17 protein-coding genes and 1 riboswitch are annotated in these 20,238 nt (G+C 37.4%); of the genes, 5 read left to right on the top strand and 12 right to left on the bottom strand.

Annotated elements, in window-relative coordinates:
- Positions 1–625: 625 nt before the first annotated feature.
- From AB1K81_RS12100 to AB1K81_RS12070, 7 genes are all read right to left on the bottom strand, one after another.
- Positions 626–3,022 carry a penicillin acylase family protein gene (locus AB1K81_RS12100; protein ID WP_412976908.1) on the bottom strand — a complete coding sequence of 799 codons (2,397 nt, stop codon included), beginning with the start codon at positions 3,020–3,022 and terminating at the stop codon, positions 626–628.
- A 153-nt stretch (positions 3,023–3,175) separates the two neighbouring features.
- Positions 3,176–4,339: a M20 metallopeptidase family protein gene (locus AB1K81_RS12095; RefSeq protein WP_412976907.1), complete on the bottom strand. Its 1,164-nt coding sequence runs from the start codon at positions 4,337–4,339 to the stop codon at positions 3,176–3,178.
- A gap of 176 nt (positions 4,340–4,515) precedes the next feature.
- Positions 4,516–5,916 carry a YfcC family protein gene (locus tag AB1K81_RS12090; protein ID WP_412976906.1) on the bottom strand — a complete coding sequence of 467 codons (1,401 nt, stop codon included), beginning with the start codon at positions 5,914–5,916 and terminating at the stop codon, positions 4,516–4,518.
- A 199-nt stretch (positions 5,917–6,115) separates the two neighbouring features.
- Positions 6,116–6,295: riboswitch (Lysine riboswitch) on the bottom strand.
- A gap of 157 nt (positions 6,296–6,452) precedes the next feature.
- Positions 6,453–6,566: a cytochrome bd oxidase small subunit CydS family protein gene (cydS, locus tag AB1K81_RS12085; protein ID WP_412976905.1), complete on the bottom strand. Its 114-nt coding sequence runs from the start codon at positions 6,564–6,566 to the stop codon at positions 6,453–6,455.
- Positions 6,567–6,577: 11 nt separating this feature from the next.
- Entirely contained in the window at positions 6,578–7,603 is a 1,026-nt protein-coding gene (locus AB1K81_RS12080) for a cytochrome d ubiquinol oxidase subunit II (RefSeq protein ID WP_412977369.1), read from the bottom strand.
- Positions 7,604–7,605: 2 nt separating this feature from the next.
- Positions 7,606–8,946, bottom strand: a complete 1,341-nt coding sequence (locus AB1K81_RS12075) for a cytochrome ubiquinol oxidase subunit I (RefSeq protein WP_412976904.1) — start codon at positions 8,944–8,946, stop codon at positions 7,606–7,608.
- Between the two features lie 13 nt (positions 8,947–8,959).
- A complete protein-coding gene (locus tag AB1K81_RS12070) occupies positions 8,960–9,112 on the bottom strand; it encodes a hypothetical protein (RefSeq protein WP_412976903.1) in 153 nt (50 codons plus the stop codon).
- Between the two features lie 362 nt (positions 9,113–9,474).
- On the opposite strand from AB1K81_RS12070, the gene AB1K81_RS12065 reads away from it, so the two are divergent.
- The 3 genes from AB1K81_RS12065 to AB1K81_RS12055 all read left to right on the top strand — a co-directional run bounded on the left by AB1K81_RS12065 (position 9,475) and on the right by AB1K81_RS12055 (position 13,737).
- A complete protein-coding gene (locus tag AB1K81_RS12065) occupies positions 9,475–11,262 on the top strand; it encodes a methyl-accepting chemotaxis protein (RefSeq protein WP_412976902.1) in 1,788 nt (595 codons plus the stop codon).
- A gap of 370 nt (positions 11,263–11,632) precedes the next feature.
- The gene (gene adh / locus AB1K81_RS12060; RefSeq protein ID WP_412976901.1) at positions 11,633–13,153 is read left to right on the top strand and encodes an aldehyde dehydrogenase; all 1,521 of its coding nucleotides are present in this window, start codon (positions 11,633–11,635) and stop codon (positions 13,151–13,153) included.
- A gap of 218 nt (positions 13,154–13,371) precedes the next feature.
- Complete coding sequence (locus AB1K81_RS12055; protein WP_412976900.1) at positions 13,372–13,737, top strand: DUF779 domain-containing protein; 366 nt, start codon at positions 13,372–13,374, stop codon at positions 13,735–13,737.
- 52 nt (positions 13,738–13,789) lie between these two features.
- Here AB1K81_RS12055 and AB1K81_RS12050 read toward each other — a convergent pair whose 3' ends face one another.
- From AB1K81_RS12050 to AB1K81_RS12040, 3 genes are all read right to left on the bottom strand, one after another.
- Positions 13,790–15,211, bottom strand: coding sequence for an MATE family efflux transporter (locus AB1K81_RS12050; protein ID WP_412976899.1), 1,422 nt, complete (start codon positions 15,209–15,211; stop codon positions 13,790–13,792).
- A 1-nt stretch (position 15,212) separates the two neighbouring features.
- Entirely contained in the window at positions 15,213–15,656 is a 444-nt protein-coding gene (locus AB1K81_RS12045) for a MarR family winged helix-turn-helix transcriptional regulator (protein WP_412976898.1), read from the bottom strand.
- A 126-nt stretch (positions 15,657–15,782) separates the two neighbouring features.
- On the bottom strand, positions 15,783–16,523 hold the full coding sequence (locus AB1K81_RS12040) for a DUF4230 domain-containing protein (protein WP_412976897.1): 741 nt from the start codon (positions 16,521–16,523) through the stop codon (positions 15,783–15,785).
- A gap of 324 nt (positions 16,524–16,847) precedes the next feature.
- On the opposite strand from AB1K81_RS12040, the gene AB1K81_RS12035 reads away from it, so the two are divergent.
- Positions 16,848–17,270 carry a ribosomal maturation YjgA family protein gene (locus AB1K81_RS12035; RefSeq protein WP_412976896.1) on the top strand — a complete coding sequence of 141 codons (423 nt, stop codon included), beginning with the start codon at positions 16,848–16,850 and terminating at the stop codon, positions 17,268–17,270.
- 41 nt (positions 17,271–17,311) lie between these two features.
- Here the strand turns inward: AB1K81_RS12035 and AB1K81_RS12030 are convergent, their stop codons facing one another.
- Positions 17,312–17,575: a DUF1292 domain-containing protein gene (locus AB1K81_RS12030; RefSeq protein ID WP_412976895.1), complete on the bottom strand. Its 264-nt coding sequence runs from the start codon at positions 17,573–17,575 to the stop codon at positions 17,312–17,314.
- Between the two features lie 120 nt (positions 17,576–17,695).
- A complete protein-coding gene (locus tag AB1K81_RS12025) occupies positions 17,696–19,207 on the bottom strand; it encodes an MDR family MFS transporter (RefSeq protein WP_412976894.1) in 1,512 nt (503 codons plus the stop codon).
- Positions 19,208–19,357: 150 nt separating this feature from the next.
- On the opposite strand from AB1K81_RS12025, the gene AB1K81_RS12020 reads away from it, so the two are divergent.
- On the top strand, positions 19,358–20,230 hold the full coding sequence (locus AB1K81_RS12020) for a TetR/AcrR family transcriptional regulator (protein ID WP_412976893.1): 873 nt from the start codon (positions 19,358–19,360) through the stop codon (positions 20,228–20,230).
- The last annotated feature ends 8 nt before the right edge of the window (positions 20,231–20,238 follow it).

The following is a 20,238-nucleotide window of genomic DNA, read 5'->3' as shown; positions in this document are numbered from 1 at the left end:
ATTACCATCCAACGTAAAGACCTCCCTCTTTCATGGATAAAATTAATATATATGGGCATCTAACCCACCCTCACATCAAACTATCGACGACAAGCGTCTAAGGTTTACTTCAACCCACAGCCTGACCGAGTGCCTACAACGATAGTGGCATAGTAGACATCGCCAAATTTGTTCTATATATAGAACATAACTTTAAAATAAAAACACCCACATAAACCTCCACAGTCCAACTAAGTGCATAGTTATGTTCTTTATACAGAACATAGTTATAGCATAAATTATAATATGTTTCTTGGCAATAGTTAATTTATATTTTTTATAAGAAAGATTATACAACCTTTATACTTCTATAATACTTTTGTCTCACGATATTATGTCTATTTTTCTGTTTTTATCAAAATTATTCCATTTTTGTATAAAAAGGGATAGTTATATACCACATACAATCATCTCTCCGAGTAAATAGCGGGCATCCTGCTTTGTAAATACTAATTTTGAACTAACGATTTCCGATAAATTCATAGAATAATAGAATCATTCATAACAGAAAGAGCTACTAGCATCTATGCACTAGTAGCTCTTCTATATCGAAATAGTTCGGGTTGTGACTTTCTCCTTCAACGAATCACTCCGCTGGCACGAGTAGCAAATCTAATCCTTCTACCTCATTCAGTCTTGTTTTATGATAGTTCCCTTCTACCCAATCATCTATTTGGTCGTGGTACCATTCGCTCCTGAAGTGTCCAGCTTGACCAGGCCCAACTATATGGTATCCTGTGCCAATATCGCTCATATCAATGACAAAGCGCCATGAGGCCCCATGGTCGACTTCACCAGTCTCATTCTCATAACTTGTAGCCATCGGAGTTATACCACTACCACCAACCGGAATTGGCTTTTCTCTATTAAAGAAAAACTCCAACAATGGGCTAGCACTGGATAAAGGATGGTAAAATTGAACTTTATGGTAATCGCCCCACTCCCAAGCAGAAAGATCATTACCATACTCAGTACTCAACTTTGTCACTGTCGTTTCTAATGACGTTGCCAATAGATTTTCTAAACCACCTGTTTCAGTTATCCAAATCAATTCTTCTCCACTTGCGGCTTTTCTTAACAAATTATCGACGGCTTGCCCCTTCCCTTCAAAAAGCCCCATCATCGAATCTGGAATATTTTTCTCAAATAGCATATCCTGAATTTCCATCAACCAGTGTTCAAAAATTAGTGGCTGGGGCTTGTCAACTTCATCCACAAAATCCCAGTTAGACAGCAATTTCAAAGCCGCTTCTTCTTTTTCACCAAGTTCCGTACTTGCTAATGCTTCCTGGAAAATCGGTACAAACTCACGTGCCCTTAAATCGGTTTGATCCATTTGTAATGCTTGCATATCCTCTACAGTAAAATCATCTCCAGACTCCAGTACTTCCTCAATTCGCTCATAGCGATAAGGCTGTGCCCAGACATTACTAATGTGATACGGATAACTGTCTGGCGCAATCTTATTATTGGCAGTTGCGATAAATCCTTTATCCGGATTAACTACCGTTGGAAGCTCATCAAACGGAATAAAGCCCTTCCATTCATACGCTGACTCCCAGCCAGGAAGTGGAAGTAATGCATCTTGTCCATCTTCATAAATCGGAATTTTTCCATTCGCTTTGTAGGCGATCGTACCATCTGTAGAAGCAAACACAAAATTCTGTGCAGGAACTAGAAACTTTTCCAATCCTTTTTCAAATTCCTCCCAGTTCGTTGCCTGGTTAATCGTTAAGATAGCCTCTAGTTCTGTTGAAGGATCTAACGCTGTCCAACGTAATGATAAGACTGTATCTTCCCCTGTATCCTCAGCAAACTCAGAGATGACCGGGCCGTGACGTGTTTCAACAACTTGATAATCAATTGTTTCTCCATCCTTTACCTTAATTGGTTCGTCGATTACCGTTGCTTCCTCCCATTTCTCTTCATATAAAAACTCGTTCTCATTGTCTGGATTACGTTTTTCGATATACAATTGCTGTACATCTGGCCCTGTATTCGTAACGCCCCAAGCAATATCTTCGTTGTGGCCAAGTATGATTCCTGGAACCCCCGCAAAAATAACCCCACTAACATTCATTCCAGTTTCCGATTCTAAATGCATTTGTAGCCAGATGGATGGTGTAGCTAGCCCTAAATGGGGGTCATCTGCCAGGAGTGGTAAACCAGATTCTGTTTTCTCTCCGCTAACTACCCAGTTATTACTACCATTAAACGTATGTGGAATAACCGCATGTTCGAAGCTAGAAGCAATATCTATTTCTTCCTCTTTAATAATTGTTGGTCTGTTTTCCGGATATGCAGGAAACAGCTCATATGCTTTTTCTTCATCAAATTCATTTAGCAAATAATAATTAAACGCCTGTTGCTGCCAATGACCTGCTAAGTCAAATGCCATGTATTTCCCAATCGTTAAAGAATCAATTGGACTCCAATCATCCGGCTCAAAGCCTAATAGCGTAAATTCTATTGGTAGCTTATTTTCTGCCTTCGCCTCATGTATGTAGGTAGTTACACCTAAAGCAAACCAGTCTAGAACCTCTTTCGATTCATCTGAATAAACCTCATATGAATCCTCAGCTGCTCTCCTTAATCCCAATGTTCGAAAATATTTATCCTGATTCACGGATAATTCTCCAATCACTTCACTCAATGTACCCGATGCCTGCCTTCGTGATAGCTCCATTTGAAACATGCGTTGCTGAGCTTGTACATATCCTTGTGCTATGTACAAATCACGGTCGTTCTTCGCCCTTATATGTGGAACACCATTTTCGTCCGTTATAACTGCAACCTCATCTTGAAGAATATCAATCTCTATTTCTCCTTCTAATTGGGGTAGTGACTTATTTATGTATACGTTTACAAAAATGATTGCAATTATACCTAAACCAATAATTGTAACTAAAGTCCATAGCAGAATCTTCTTTACGTTTCTCTTTTTCTCTTTCTCTACCTCTGGCATTTCTTGAATCTCTTCCATAATATCCCCCCTCAAATGGAATTGTTTATAAATTCAGATAAATGTATCATATCACTTTTGGGTAGCTTGTCAAGGGGGACAGTTCTGTCTTTCTAATAGGAATAAAAAAGCACTAAGACGTTAAAAAAGGGTCTTAGTGCTAAATTAGTTTTATTATTTTGTTACCAATGAAATAAACATCTTCCCAATATTTATAATTGCACGTTCATCCACATTGAACTTCGGATGATGATGCGGATAATCACCATCTAACGCTTCACTTCGACCACCGACCGTAAAGTAAACAGCGGGAACTTCCTTAGTGTAGAATGCAAAGTCCTCACTCCCCATCATCGGAGCATCCGTAGATAAATTTTCGGCACCAAACAATCCTTTAGCAATTTCTTGTACTATCTTCGTCTCTTCTGGATCATTATAAATAGATGGACAATCTTTAATATATTCATAATCCACTCTTGCACCATTTTGACTACAAGTGGAACGGGTAACACTTTCCAACGCTTCCTCAATAGTCGTACGAGCTTCCTCATCAAACGTACGAACAGTACCTTTAATGACAGCCGTATCCGGAATTATATTATTTGCTTCCCCACTTACAAACGAGCCAACTGTTAAAGCTGCTGCTTGCTGTGGATCTACTCGACGACTAACGATTTGTTGTAGATTAACGACAAGTTGGCTTCCTGTTACAAGCGGATCAACGGTTAAATGTGGTTGTGAACCATGTCCACCTTTTCCATAAATCGTAATATTAAAGTCATCCTGTGCAGAAGAAAAATATCCTTCTTTTACACTAACCGTACCAAGGTCTTCTGTCGACATAACATGGGCACCATACATAACATCTACCTCGTCTAAACATCCATCTTCTATCATCGGCATCGCACCGCCAGGAGTAGCTTCTTCAGCAAACTGATGAATAAACTTTACTGTTCCAGATATCTCATCCTTAAACTCACTTAATACTTTTGCAACACCAAGAAGTGAGGCAGTATGAAGATCATGACCACATGCATGCATCACACCAGGAACTCGTGATTGATATGGAAGTCCTGTCTCTTCTTGAATTGGTAAGGCATCAAAATCCGCACGTAACGCAATTGTCTTACCAGGCTTTCCACCTTTTAGTGTCCCAACGACACCTCTGCCACCAACTTCTTTTCTAACCTCTATGCCAAGATTTTCTAGATATTCTGCGATTTTCTTTGGCGTATTTACTTCATGATGGGAAAGCTCCGGATACATATGAAAATCACGACGAAGCTCCACTAACTCCGGATATATATCTTCCAATCTTGCAAATAACGACTCTAGCATATTGATTCCTCCGATGTTTGAATCTGTTAATTTTTATAGGCTAGACTACTTTGATAGTAGCCTAGCCTCAGTAACAAACGTTTCCATTATATTATACCTTAATTTGACTATGATGACGTCTATCGCGCTTCTCATTCCCCTATAAAATGTACATGAGCTTCTCCCTCATGACACTTCTACCAAATAAATAAATGTGCTATTGTTACAAAAATAGCTCCCAATGCATACTGAATCAACACTAATGGTAGAATCCACTTCATCCATTTAATCCAAGGGATTTTTGCTAGTGCTAAGGAAGCCATTAATACGCCAGCTGTAGGTGTGAAAGCATTTGAAATTCCATCACCATATTGGAAAGCTAAAACTGCCGTTTGACGGCTAACACCAAGTAAATCACTTAAAGGAGCCATGATTGGCATACTAATTGCTGCCTGCCCACTCCCAGAAGGAACTATAAAGTTTAATAGACTTTGAACAATGAACATGCCAACAGCTGCAAATGCAGTCGGTAAATCTGCTACTAAATTCGATACAAAATAAAGTATTGTATCGATTGTATTCGAGTCTTGTAAAATCCGTAATATCCCATATGCAAAACCAACAATTAATGCACCTTGTACCATTTCTTCACACCCTTTTACAAAGGCGTTCGCAATCTCGTTCAGTTTAAATCTTGCAATAATACCAACGACAATTCCCATGATTACAAATAGTGCAGTGATTTCTGTAATATACCACCCTTGTAAAATAACCCCTAGTGCAAGGCCAACAATCGTTAGACCTAAAACTACTAGAATAGCAATTTGGCTTTTTGATAAACCTTTGCTACTTTCTTCATCTAGACTTACATCACGCTTCTTATCTTCAGCATACATTAAACTACGTGTTGGATCTTTTTTCACTTTTCTCGCATAAAACATGACGTAAACAATTGTCACTCCAACAAAGATTAGCCAAAATACGAAACGTACTCCCATACCAGAGAATGTTGGTAATCCAGCAATTCCTTGGGCAACTCCTACTGTGAATGGATTCATAAATGCAGAACCAAATCCAGCATATACTCCAACGATAATCATTGCTGCACCAGTAATAGAATCAAATCCCATACGCATCGCAAGTGGTACGGCAATTAAGATGAATGGAATGGTTTCCTCAGCCATCCCCCATGTACCACCACAAATAGCTAAAAATATCATAATAACTGGAATAAGTATAATTTCTTTTCCATTTAATTTTTTCGTAAGCGAACCAAAAGCAGCTTCAATTGATTTCGTAGCAGTTAAAATACCAAACGAGCCACCTACAATAAAAATAAAGAAAATAATGCTAGCTGCATCAACCATCCCTAAATGTAACGATTCAAATAACTGCATAAACCCTGTTGGAGTCGATTCAATAGTTTGATAGGTTCCATCGGCTACAACCGTACGACCATTTTCATCCACTACCCGTTCATATTGTCCAGCTGGGATTAGGTATGTAGTTATAGCTGTAATAACCATTAATCCAAATAGAATAATAAAACTGTGTGGAAATTCAAATTTCTTCCGTGTCTTTCTTGCGTTTGTACTCATGTTGCACATCCCTTTCTGTACTTATCTTTTTTTTGGGTGCGCATAGAAAACTTGAGAGAGGGATTATAATTTGAGGTCTTTTTTGTTCTGATATTAGAAAAGTCGGGGTAGCTAGTCCAATGTTCTAGACAAAACAAAAAAGACAACGAATAGGAAAATAACCTACCATTGTCTTTAACACAATACGTTATCCTCCATCCTGATCAGTAGTTCTCCATGCACTTAAAAATTGCATGACAGTATGCTCCTTATTCAGAAAACACACCAGCAATAATGAAATTGACCTTCATTACGCTTCGGCAAATAATCCTTTCAGGCAATCCTCATCGATGTCATACTCCGATTGCTTACTCTTATTATCCGCACCTCTACCTCATCGAATGACAAGGTTCAATATGAAATTGAAATATAATTCAATATAATAACAGAATTAAGTCGTTTGTCAAGGGAATCTTGTTAGTTTCGAAAAATACCTTTCCAATTGTATCAACCTTATTCCTTTGAGTTTACTCCAACATTTCTGGAACTGTTTAATCTCAGCCCCCCTTCTCTCTCCGTACAACCTCATCGTTCAATCCCCACCAAAAAGCGACTACAATCCCTGTGATGATCACTAAAAATGGAGCTACAAAGATTAAAAAAGTATCCATTCTACCTCACCTCAATGTTCATGTTCCGATTTCCCACTAACATAATCTTTATTAAATAAGAACAACCTAAGTAACAAATAAAGAGAAGGAATCAACAATGCTAACCCAGCAATAAACGCAATAATAAGTGAAATGGCCATAGCTTCATTCGTAAAGCTATCATATAATGTTAAATGCGGATAAAGTAAATATGGATAATGTGAAATACCATATCCATAGAACGCAAAGACAAACTGCCCAATTAGGAGGACAAAAGCAATGCCATAATTCCTCCGTTTCCAAACAAGCCATACCGTTCCAACAAACAACAGACCCGAAATCATAAACATCCACCATAATCTTAAGATGCGTTCGTAGTGCTCAGGATTATGAAAGCTTAGCTCATAGATAATTCCACCTGCCGCAACAATCGTTGGCAACGCCCAAATCAGCGCATAACGACGAAGTAAATTAGCAGCTGGTTTATCATTTGCTTTATTCGCATACCACGTTAGGAATACTGCAGAGATATAAAGCACTGCAGAAATACTTAGCACAACAATACTCCAGCTTAACGGACTAGTGAACAATAGCCAATAATCTAACACTGGACTTTCATTTTGCATAAAAACAAATCCACCTTCAGAAATCGTCAGCACTATAGATAGTGCCGCCGGTAAGAGCAAGCCAGATAACCCATACATGAATGCATATCCTTTATGTGACCGGGAGCCATATGTCTCAAATGCATAATAGGAACCTCGCACGGCAAGTAGCACAATGGCAATACTAACTGGAACTAGTAAAGTCGTGCCATAATAAAAGGCCGTCTTCGGGAAAAAACCAATCATACCAACGAAGAAGAAAACGAGAAATACATTGGTCACTTCCCATACCGGAGAAAGATACCGCTGAATGATTTTAGTTAAAATATGTTGTCTATTGGTAAATATCCCATAAGCATTGAAAAAGCCCGCACCAAAATCAATCGATGCAACAATGATATACCCAAATAGAAATGTCCATAGTACAATAATTCCAATAATCTCTAAGTCCAAACTCATGTTGGTACATCCCCTTTTCGTTCCGCTAGCTCTCGCTCAACAGGATTCTTACGGAACATTCTTGTCAAAATGACAACTGAACCAATCCCAAGTATAATGTACAGACCGCAGAATAAAAGTAACATGATATCAACATCATTACTTGTAGTTGCTCCTTCATGAGTTCGCATAATCCCACGAAGGATCCAAGGTTGTCTACCAACCTCTGCTAGCCACCATCCTGCTTCAATCGCAATAATTACTAACGGGCCACTAAACACAATCAACCAACGAAATGGCTTTGAATCAATAAAGTACCAACCACGATATCCACTGAAAATATATACGAGTGCCACAGCAATCATAAGCATACCTATGCCAACCATAATATTAAACAGATAATGAATATATAGCGGTGGAATTTCATCTTCAGGGAACTGATCCAAACCAATCACTTCCGCTGTAGGTGAGCCGTGTGCAAGGATGCTTAAAGCATAGGGGATTCTTAACGCATATTGTACTTCCCCCTCCTTATTCATAATTCCTAATAAAATCAATTCTGCTGATTCACTCGTTTCAAAATGCCATTCTGCAGCAGCTAGCTTTTCCGGCTGATACTCTGCTAAATATTTACCTGATAAATCCCCCACAATTAAGGATGTAACAGAAAAAATAAACCCTACCTTCATTGTTAATAACAGAGCTTTCTTATGATAAACATGATTAGAACCTTTTAATAAACGAAATGCGGCAATAGCAGCAAGTACAAAGGCAGATGTCATATAAGCAGTCCCTACTACATGGGAAACTTTAGTAGGCATTGCTGGATTAAACATCGCCGTGAGCGGATTCACATTCACCAGTGTCCCGTTTACTAGATCAAATCCTTGTGGTGCATTCATAAATGCATTTACAATCGTAATAAAAACTGCAGAAAACGATGCTCCAATTGCAACTGGTATTAGTAATAGTAAATGCTTACGTTGATTTTCAAATCGATCCCAAGTGTATAAATAAATCCCTAAAAAAATAGCTTCAAAAAAGAATGCAAATGTCTCCATGAATAATGGGAGCGCTATAACATTGCCGGCCAACTCCATAAAATTTGGCCATAACAACGAAAGCTGTAATCCTATTGCTGTTCCAGTTACAACCCCAACTGCAACAGTAATAATAAATCCCCTCGTCCACCTTCTAGCGAGTAATATATAATGTTCATCATTTTTCTTAATACCAACCCAATGAGCAATCATAATCATTAAGGGAACTCCTACCCCTAAAGTCGCATAAATAATATGAAAGGATAGCGTGAGTTCCGTTAGAATCCTGCTGTAATACACCGCTTCCTCATTAATCAACTATTTTCCTCCTCTATCCACTAACCAATCTACCGATGATTGATAAAAGCATAATTGCCGCTACTATAAAGGATAGCCAGACCAATTTCCTCTCATGATTTTGATATATTGGTTTTGTTCCAGAAGCGTCGCTCCTCCTTGCTGCGATTCTTCTATTTTGTTTCATCAACATCATCCTTTTTAGTGACTGTGTCCTATCAAATTTATTATGGAGCAAATCAATAATATTATCCTTAATCTGGAAGTATCTATATATTTGGAAACTGCATTTTCATCCATTCAACATGAAGCGTCTATCCCCGACTCTAGATAAAGTCATTCATAGTATTTATTTCCCTCTTCAATGAAAATCGGAATAATATTAATACCTACTAGGAACTAATGAACAAGGAACCAGGAACAAGCTCTTTTTTAAAAAGTTGTTTAAATTCTAATAATTTATAGGTATAATGGTCTAAATAAGAATTTTGTAGAGTTTTGTCGGAAGTAAGTACGTTTTCGTTCATTATTAATAGGGGGGATATGAACATGAAGAGGTTTAACTTAATTAAATTCAAGCTACCAATGATGATGGCGGTGTTACTCATTATTCCAGTTAGCATAGTAGGTTTTTTAAGCTTTAGTGAGACAAAAGTATTAGAACATGCAGTAATTGACAAGGAAGTTATGGAGAATGTTGATTCTACCTTTGAAGATATTTTCGAGGAATATGAAGGCATCCTTTCTAGTATTATTGAGATGGAGGAATTACATTATCAGCAATATGAATTCCCAACCGAAGGGAATAGTAGCGCAACAAATATGCCATCTGTAAATGATCCGATCAAAACTAACTTTTATCAAACGTTTTTAACCAATGTAGAAAATCAGCATGAATATTTACTTAATACGTATCTAGCAACAAACCAGGGAGAATTTTATCTTTCTAATATTCCACCAGCTGAAGTGGATTTAACAAGCTTTGACCCGAGGCAGAGAGATTGGTACATAAATGCGGAGGCTGCAAATGGAGAGGTTATTTGGACCGCACCTTATATGGATACAGGCACCGGTAAGTCAACCATTACCTTAGCACAAGCAATGAAAGATGAAAAAGGAAATATAATCGGAGTAGTTGGACTAGATTTTGATATGCAAAAGCTGGCCACATTAGTACGATTTGAAGTAGTTAAAACTACAACAATAGTCGGCGGTATTGCACTTGTACTTGGCATTCTTTTAGTCTATTTATTTGTTCGTCGTTTCAACCGGGATCTTACAGGTATTCAAACAGGCATGGAGAAGCTTGCTACTGGTGATTTAACAGGTGAGACCATTCATACGGTAAAGAAAGATGAACTAGGACAATTAATTAATAGCTATAATAAAATGCTTACTAGTCTTAAAGATTTAGTAACCAATGTAATTGAGACCTCTGAACAAGTTGCTGCTTCTTCTGAACAGCTGAATGCAAATTCGGAAGAAACATCTAAAGCAACAGAACATATTACGATGTCCATACAAGAAGTTTCAGCAGGTACAGAAAATCAATTGGTTAGTATGAAAGAATCTATGAACTATGTACATCAAACGTTAAAAGGATTTGAACAAATACAAGATAGTTCTAAAGCTGTTGCTATAACATCAGAAAACGGATCCCTCCAAGCAAAACAAGGACGCGAGATTATTCAACAAGCTGTAAAACAAATGCAAGTTATAAGTGAAAACACGAAGGACACATCGAGTATTATTGATGACCTAGATAGCCGTTCAAAAGAAATTGAAAAAATCCTTACGATTATTAATGATATTGCAGAGCAAACGAACCTTCTTGCACTAAATGCTGCCATTGAAGCAGCAAGAGCTGGAGAACATGGAAAGGGCTTTGCGGTGGTAGCAGATGAGGTTAGAAAATTAGCTGAGCAATCAAGTAAATCTACAAGTCAAATTTCCGGAATAATCGAGGAAATTCAAGAACGTACTGGAGAGGCAGTTTCTTCGATGAAGATTGGCGAAAGAGCTGTAGATAAAGGATTAGAATTTGTAGATACGGCAGGAGATACGTTTAAAAACATATCTGATTCCATTGATGACATTGTAGAGAAAATGAATGGAGTTACAAATGCTATATCTGAAATCAGTTCTAATACGGATCAATTAGTACAGTCTATGGAAAATGTTTCTTCTATCTCTGAAAGAACCTCTAACCATATGCAGGAAGTCGCTGGATCCACTGAAGAACAAACAGCTTCGATGCAAGAAGTTTCAGCAGCAACAAGAGTCCTTGCCGATATGGCTATGGAGTTACAGGAAATAGCTAGTAAGTTTAAAATTTAGCTTTATTAATGAAGGAACAGGAATCTTTAGCCTGTTCCTTTTTTGAATGCCTAAATATAAAAATGGAGAGACTACGGATTCAGGATAAGATGAGGTACCTCTCACCAAGGTTTTCATCCAATTAATAAACTTTGCCATTATTCTTACTTATATTGCAATTCTTCCCGTATACCTTATCTACTAACATATATCGAACTTCTGGCCATATGCTTGGTCTAAATCTACCAGACTCATCATACGTAGAAAATATTCATTGTACTAGACTCCTAAGCTTTCAAAAACATGAATAATTTACTATATTTTGGAATAGCAATTTAATAGAAAGTTAATCTAGATTCTTCATCAAAAATATAAGAGGAGGAATTGTTATATGAAGTATGCCAATCCGAATACAGAAGGGGCATTAGTTAATTTTAAAGAACGGTATGATAATTTTATCGGTGGTGAGTATCGTCCACCAGCTAGTGGTGAGTACTTTAAAAATGTAAGCCCTGTCACAGGAAAAGTATTTTGTGAGATTGCCCGCTCTACAAAAGAAGATGTGGAATCAGCACTCGACGCTGCACATGCGGCAAAAGCTGCTTGGGGAGCTACATCTGTTGCGGAAAGGTCCAATATCTTAAATAAAATTGCCGATCGTATTGAAGAAAATTTAGAAATGCTAGCCGTTGCGGAAACTTGGGATAATGGAAAAGCAGTACGAGAAACATTAGCTGCTGATTTACCACTTGCAATTGATCATTTTCGCTATTTTGCCGGGGCTATCCGTGCACAAGAAGGAAGCATTAGTCAGATTGATAATGATACAGTTGCTTATCATTTCCATGAACCATTAGGAGTAGTCGGTCAAATTATTCCGTGGAACTTCCCGCTACTTATGGCTACATGGAAATTAGCACCAGCACTTGCAGCAGGTAACTGTGTTGTATTGAAACCAGCTGAGCAAACACCTGCCTCCATTCATGTTTTAATGGAATTAATCCATGACTTACTACCGCCAGGGGTAGTTAATATTGTAAATGGCTTTGGATTAGAAGCAGGAAAACCGCTTGCTACAAGCAGCCGTATTGCTAAAATTGCTTTCACAGGGGAAACAACAACAGGTCGCTTAATCATGCAATATGCTTCTGAAAACATTATTCCTGTCACATTAGAATTAGGTGGTAAATCACCAAATATTTTCTTTGAAGATGTGATGGATAAAGATGATTCCTTTTTAGATAAAGCAGTGGAAGGTCTAGTAATGTTCGCTTTGAACCAAGGGGAAGTATGTACTTGTCCTTCTAGAGCGTTGATCCATGAATCGATTTATGAACAATTTATGGAACGTGCTATTGAACGAGTGAAGCAAATTAAAATCGGACATCCACTGGATACAGATACGATGATGGGAGCACAAGCTTCCTCAGAGCAAATGGAAAAAATCACATCTTATTTAGATATCGGTAAACAAGAAGGTGCAGAGGTTCTAATTGGTGGTTCGGTCAATAAGCTTGAGGGTGAACTGGCAGAAGGCTATTACGTACAACCGACTATTTTCAAAGGAAATAATGACATGCGCATTTTCCAAGAAGAGATTTTTGGCCCAGTACTTTCCGTTACGACGTTTAAAAAGAAGGAAGAAGCACTAGAAATTGCTAATGACACCTTATATGGATTAGGTGCAGGAGTATGGAGTCGCGATATTAACACAGCTTACCGCTTCGGTCGTAACATTGAAGCAGGAAGAGTATGGACGAATTGCTACCACCAGTACCCAGCCCATGCAGCATTCGGCGGCTACAAAAAATCCGGTATCGGCAGAGAAAACCACCACATGATGCTCTCCCACTACCAACAAACTAAGAATTTACTAGTAAGCTACAGCGAAGGACCGGCCGGATTATTTTAATGGGTCAGGGGGACAGGTCCAGTGTCCCAGCAAGGATGAAATTGGAATGCCATTCTAATAAAAAATGGCATACTAAGTCAATTAAACTAGTAATGTAAGTGTATATATAAAACTAGGAATCTTTTTCATCGAGTCTGAGTAAAACATAGTTCAAACCAATTCATGTTATGTGGGACATGGAACCTGTCCCCCTGTCCCACCAAAAAGAGGTGAAAGGTATGGTTGAGCGTGTAGTTGCTACGGAGGAGACGCTTCATCTACTTGATAAGTTAAAACGGTTTCATGGTGACTTGATGTTCCATCAATCCGGGGGTTGTTGTGATGGAAGTTCACCAATGTGCTATCCAAGGAATGAATTTCGAGTTGGGGATTCGGATATTCTATTAGGGGAAATTGGAGATACACCATTTTACATTTCCAAGGATCAGTATAATTATTGGAAGCATACACAGCTTATTATTGATGTTGTGGATGGTAGGGGCGGCATGTTTTCTGTGGAAGGACCAGAAGGCAAACGATTTTTAACCAGGTCGAGAGTATTTACGGAAGAAGAGAGAAAAATAATAGTAAAAGAGCCACTGTAAGTAACACTCACAGTGGCTCTTCCCTATTTTATACCTTCACCAGATTAATTATCTATGATTCAACATTTGTAGGCTCTACTAAAGCATCAACTTCAGCACCAGCTAAGTCTTCCTTATCTTCATCCTTCCCCTTAACCAGAATCGTATCTCGATCCCGGTAAAGAAGAGCTGCAGACAAGATAAAGGATAAAACGTCCGAAATAGGAAAAGCCATCCAGACACCAATTACCCCGAAATAGTGCGGTAAAATAAGGACTAACGGTATTAAAAATAAAATTTGTCTTGATAGCGATAATATTAATGCCTGTTTCGGTTTTCCTAATGCTTGATATAAACCACCCGCAACGACCTGTACCCCAACGACAAAGAAAGTTAAGAACAGAACTCTCATTGCCGCTGATCCTTCTGTAATTACTTCTGGATCAGATGTAAAAATTCGTAAAAATGGAGATGGTATTAATACTAATAATAATGTAATGATAGTGGCACAAGCTGTCACTATTTTCAATGTAATCCATATCGTTTCTCTCATTCTCGCAAACTGTTTCGCACCATAGTTATACCCGACAATTGGCATCATTCCTTGCATAACACCCATTATTGGAATGATGGTAAACATAACAATCCGTTGAATGAGCCCATAAATACCTACATAAAACTCACTACCAAACTGAATCAACATCTTATTGATTGCAATCATCATTAAACTTCCAGCAGCTTGTTGAACAAATGCAGGCATTCCAATTGCCATGACTTCTATTACGATTTTCCATTTAATTTTCAAGTCTTGAAATGATAAGCTTAACGAACTTTTTCCTTTTAAGAAATATTGAAAGATCATGAGTGTAACACTTGCCTGTGAAATAACCGTTGCGATTGCCGCCCCTTGAACTCCCATGTTAAATACAAAGATAAAAATCGGGTCCAAAATAATATTAATAACGGCAGGCACAATCATCGTCATCATCGCAAATTTGGCATTTCCCTCGGAACGCACGATATTATTCGTTGCAAAGCCAAATGAGAAGAAAAACGTACCAAACATAATCGGGAACATGTAATCCATCGCATAACCTAGTGTTGAAGGAGTTCCCCCAAATAAAATTAGTAGTGGTTCCAATGCAAAAAAGGCGATGATCAAGCCGACAACACTAACAATGATAATTAGTGAAATAATATTTCCAAATACTCGGTTTGCCTCATCTCCTCGTTTCTCCCCTAAACGGCGAGAAATAACCGAGGCTCCACCCATACCTAGTGCAGCAGAAACAGCCATTACAATCATCATTAGTGGAAATGAAATTGTCGTTCCAGCTACTGCATCAATTCCAACACCATACGATATAAAAATCGTATCGACTACATTATACAGCGTCATCACAAACATCCCGATCATTGCCGGAATGGATAAATTACGAAGCAAAGTTGAAATCTTCTGCGTACCAAGTAATTCCGTCTGCTTTTTTGCTTCCAAATTATTTCCCCTCTTTCATTTCCACTATATTTGTTCTAATTTTCTTTAGCCAACATCTCATTAGAGCAATTTCTTCGTTAGTGAAACCCTTTAATATTCGCTCCTCTGTACCTGCCATACTATCCCACAGGCTTTGGTCTATCATTCTACCTTTATCTGTTAAGCTAATTACTTTCGAACGTTTATCATGGGTACTATCGCTTTTTTCAATCAGTTGCTTATTTAATAACGTTTCAATAATTCCGTTCATTGTTGAGGCTTTTATATACAATTGTTGCTGGAGTTCACCTTGTATTTGTGGTCCCTGTTCGACGAGTATATATAATACTCTAGCTTGAGCCACTGTCATATCATATTTGGCTAGCTGCTCATTGTATTGATTTTGGTATAAATGGGCAACAATCCCAAGTATATACCCGATTTTTTCTTCAATATCCCTCCCCAAAATACTTAGCCCCCTAAACTTTTTCACCTTACCAATACTAACACCATTAAAATTCAAACGCAATATGATAATTAAAATTAGTTAGCAACCTAATTTTTTAGGACAAATTATACGTGGACTACCATATCATCCAAATGTCACTTCCACTCGGTACCCTAGACTACTAAAAAACTCCTCCAAAACCTTTCTAGCATTCTCCTCTGCTGATTCGAACAAACCTACTTCAATAGCTTCTTCCTCCGCTTTTTTCTGAGCTTCAGCTGCTAAATTAAATCCTTCTCCCCACTTCACATCGCCACGAAATAACCCATCATCGGAAAATGCCGTTACTCCGTCCATTTGAATAGCAGGTTTTTGTATCAGTGTTGCGTTCGGTAAGGAGATTTCAATCTCTTTCTTTTTTTCATCCACTTTTATATCATTTCCTTCTAAACCCTTTAGGTCTATTCCGGCGATTACAGTTGTCGGTACAATTAATAACAACTCTCGCTTAGTACCTGGAAAATTAAACGATATATCATTTCCAAATAGTTTATTATCACTTTGCTCTATAACCACCTTTAAATGGGCTTGTGCAGTTACTAATGTTGCAAGTGCCTGAACTTGTTCCACATAGGTAGTCGTTTCCTTTTTAAACGTACTTCCTGAAAACGCCCAAATCGTACCGACTAAAAAAAACGCTAGAATGATAACGAATACTAAAATTTTCCTCCCCCAAAATCTAAAAAAGAACTTAAACAACGACCTAAAGCCTTTATCTCCCCTTTTTCCACTAATAGCTTGTGTACTTGCACTTTCTTGGTTTCCTTTTAACTCAGCTAGTATATTCTCAAGTTGTTCCACTAAAGCATCATTCTTCTTGTTCATTATTTTCCCCCTCTTAAATTGCCTAAATTTATTTCTAGCAAATTTTCTGAATCCAAGCATTAAAAAAAGACTACAGCACACTAGGTAGTCAAATCTCTCTCTATTACTATCGAATTAATTGCTTAAAAGTTTCATAGACATTAAACTTCCTTCTAAGAAACTTTTCTATTATCATTAAATTTAATCGTACGACATTCCTCATTATAGTATATATCGACATCATTGTCTGCAAGATTTAGTGAAAAAAGAAGAAAGTTTCTAGACTGAAAGTTTACTCACTTTATCGATTCAAGTGACTAATTTTAAACTTAAAGAGTGATTCCAATGACTATATCAAACCAACCCAATTCCTTTATAATTCGATTGCCATATCTATTAGCTTTAATAGTAACCATTCTCCTTGGTTTAGTATCTAGAATCTATGGTGAAATCCTTCCCGCATTTCTGTCTGAAAACGCTGGCGATACATTTTGGGCGATGATGGTTTATTTCGGATTTCGCTTTTTATTAGTCAGACATAGTTTACGTGTTTCGATTTTGCTCAGCTTCGTATTCAGCTTTGGGATTGAATTTAGTCAAATTTACCAAGCAGATTGGATTAATCAAATTCGTAGTACGACAATTGGAGCTTTAGTTCTTGGCAAGGGGTTTCTTGTAGTAGATTTAGTAAGGTATTCGGTAGGAATCATACTTGCAATGCTCATCAATAAACTGGGACTACTCATATGGAATTCCTATAAAAAATAGGAGAGTTCACCTTTAAATAAGGTACTCTCCTATTAGAATTCTTACTCTTCTAAAATAGCATCAAAAGCCTCTGACACTTTATCAAATTCTTCATCCGTTTCAATTGCGGATAATTCACCTTCAGCATCGATTTTTAGGAAAAAGATATCAATATCCTCTTCTGTCTCTTCCTTTAAATCTTCTACAAAACTTACCGCGACATAATCCGTACCTTGTAATGTTACTTTTGCGATTACTTCGACTTCGTTTTCTTCATTATTCTCATCACTTATCGTAAACACTTCGCCTACTTCAATTGGATCCATCTCTATTCCTCCTTTACGTTCCTAGTATTATTTTCCACTTGTGTCCGGTAATTATACCAGTTAACAGTCAAAATAAAAAGGAATAGTACCAAACAATACTATTCCTTCGCATGATTTAACTTACGATACAACCGGTTGTGCCTCTCCGTCACCTTTTCCCTGCTTTTCAATTTCATATACAGCTTTATCACTTGTATCCACACGTTTAATAAACAATGCAAGAACTAATGCAACGATGTTAATTCCAAGGGCAACATAAAAAGAAAACTGAATTCCGTTAAGCAATGCTTGTTGGGACATAGAAGCAATTGATGCTTCAGTTAATGTAGAAGGATCAACCCCACTCATTAAGCTTTCTCCCTTTGAAGTTGCTACAGAAGTCATAATGGTTACCATAACTGCTGTACCAATTGAGCCAGACACTTGTTGTGCAGTATTATTAATTGCCGTTCCATGTGGATTTAATCTAGTTGGTAGCTGATTCAATCCATTTGTCATAATTGGCATCATAACCATAGACATACCTAACATACGTAAGGAATATACTACGACGATAAACGTGTAAGTAGAATCAATTTGCACATGTGCAAGTAAATAAGTGGAAATACCAGTAATAATAAGTCCGACTACCGATAAAGCTCGAGGACCAAATTTATCAAACAGTTTCCCTGTAATAGGAGACATGATTCCCATAATAATCGCACCTGGTAATAACATTAACCCTGAATCCATTGGTGAAATACCACGAACATCCTGTACATAGGCAGGTGTTAAAATCATTCCAGAGAACATCGCAACCGCATTAACCATGGCGATGACAGATGCTAAAGCGAACATCGGATATTTATAAGTGCGTAAATCTAATAACGGCTCATCCATCTTCAACTGACGAATGATAAAGAGAATTAATGCAATTCCACCAACTACTAATGTCGTAACAACGACTGAATCATTCCAACCGTTAGAGCTTGCTGTACTTACTCCGTACAAAATCCCACCGAAACCAATACTAGATAACACAACAGATAAATAATCAAGGGTTGCATTTTTATTTTGTTCCATGACATTATCAAATTTCCAAATAGCTAATAGTAAACTAATAACCGCTAATGGTAAAATCATTTCAAATAATAAGCGCCAATTATGGTATTCCACAATATATCCTGACAAGGTAGGACCGATTGCAGGTGCTGCGATCATAACCATACCAAAGACACCCATTGCTGCTCCACGTTTTTCACGTGGGAAACTTACTAACATAATGTTCATTAATAATGGTCCCATTACGGATGAACCTGCAGCTTGAATCATACGTCCTGTTAACAACAAACCAAAGTTAGGAGCAAAAGCTGCAATTGCTGTACCTAACGTAAAGATTGCCATTGACGTGATAAATAAACTACGGTTTGAAAAACGAGTAATTAAAAATGCCGATGCTGGAACTAAAATTCCACTAACGAGCATATAGCCTGTCGCTAACCATTGTACAGTTGAGTAATCTTTAATCTCTAAATCTACCATAATCGATGGTAGTGCTACATTTAATAATGAATTATTAAGAAATGATACAAAAGCACCAATAAATAAGATACTAATCATTAAATATGGTGGTTTATTCATTTGTGTATTCATGATTGTTCCCTTCTTCTCTTTTAATTTGTTTGCATTTGATTATTTTATACCCATAGTTCAATTTTTGCAACGTTTTTTTACTTATAGTATAAAAATATTGTTTTCTAGCCTAAAGAAACGTATACTACAAGTAGAAAGGACTGGATTATAATGAACGAGCGTAAGCGAAAAGTTGCGAGTATTGCCTTAAAGTTATTTATCGAAAAAGGGTTTCAACAAACCTCTATTCAGGAAATCATTGATAAAGCGAATATTTCCAAAGGAACATTTTACAATTACTTTTCTTCTAAAAATGACTGTATTGCAAAGATCTTAGAGAACATCCGTTATGAGGCTAGTCAACATCGTGTTGCTATGCAAATCGATAAAGACCCGAAAGATCGTGAAGTATTAATTGAACAAATTACGATTTTAATGAAATTAGATGCGGAAAATAATCTGCGGGCTCTATTTGAAAATATTCTTAATTCGGGAGAAGCCGATTTAAAAAAGCTAGTATTGCAACATAGAGTAATAGAAATGGAATGGTTAGCTAATCGACTAGTGGAAGTGATGGGGGAAGATATTCGCGAGTATGCAACAGAGGCAACAGTACTGTATTTCGGAATGATGCATTATATGTTATTTACGCTCAACCTAACCAATAGTCCGTATTCCTTACACGATTTAATTGAAACTATTTTATCTTATATAGAAGTTATTTTAAGTAAGATGCAAGAAACAGGTACTACCCTCTTAAGTAATTTTGCAACCGATTCACTGAAGTCTACAGTTCATAAAAAAGCATTGACGAAGTCGGAATTACTGGACATGGCAAATCACCTAAAGGGGCATTATGACTTTAACGAGGAACAGCAGGATTTATTCGATGTCATACTAAGTGAATTAGATAGGGAGCGAATTCGTAAAATTGTTGTACAAAAACTATTGAAACCATTTGTTCAATCATTTGCTGACACCCCTCTAGCTTCCCAAGTACAGCTATTCACAAACGCCGTGTGGAATTATTTAAAAATCATATAGTGGGACAA

Source organism: Ornithinibacillus jepli, from assembly GCF_047228935.1.
Lineage (GTDB): Bacteria > Bacillota > Bacilli > Bacillales > Amphibacillaceae > Ornithinibacillus.
The sequence above is the reverse complement of the archived record's forward strand: the minus strand, read 5'-3'. Positions and strand labels throughout refer to the sequence as shown.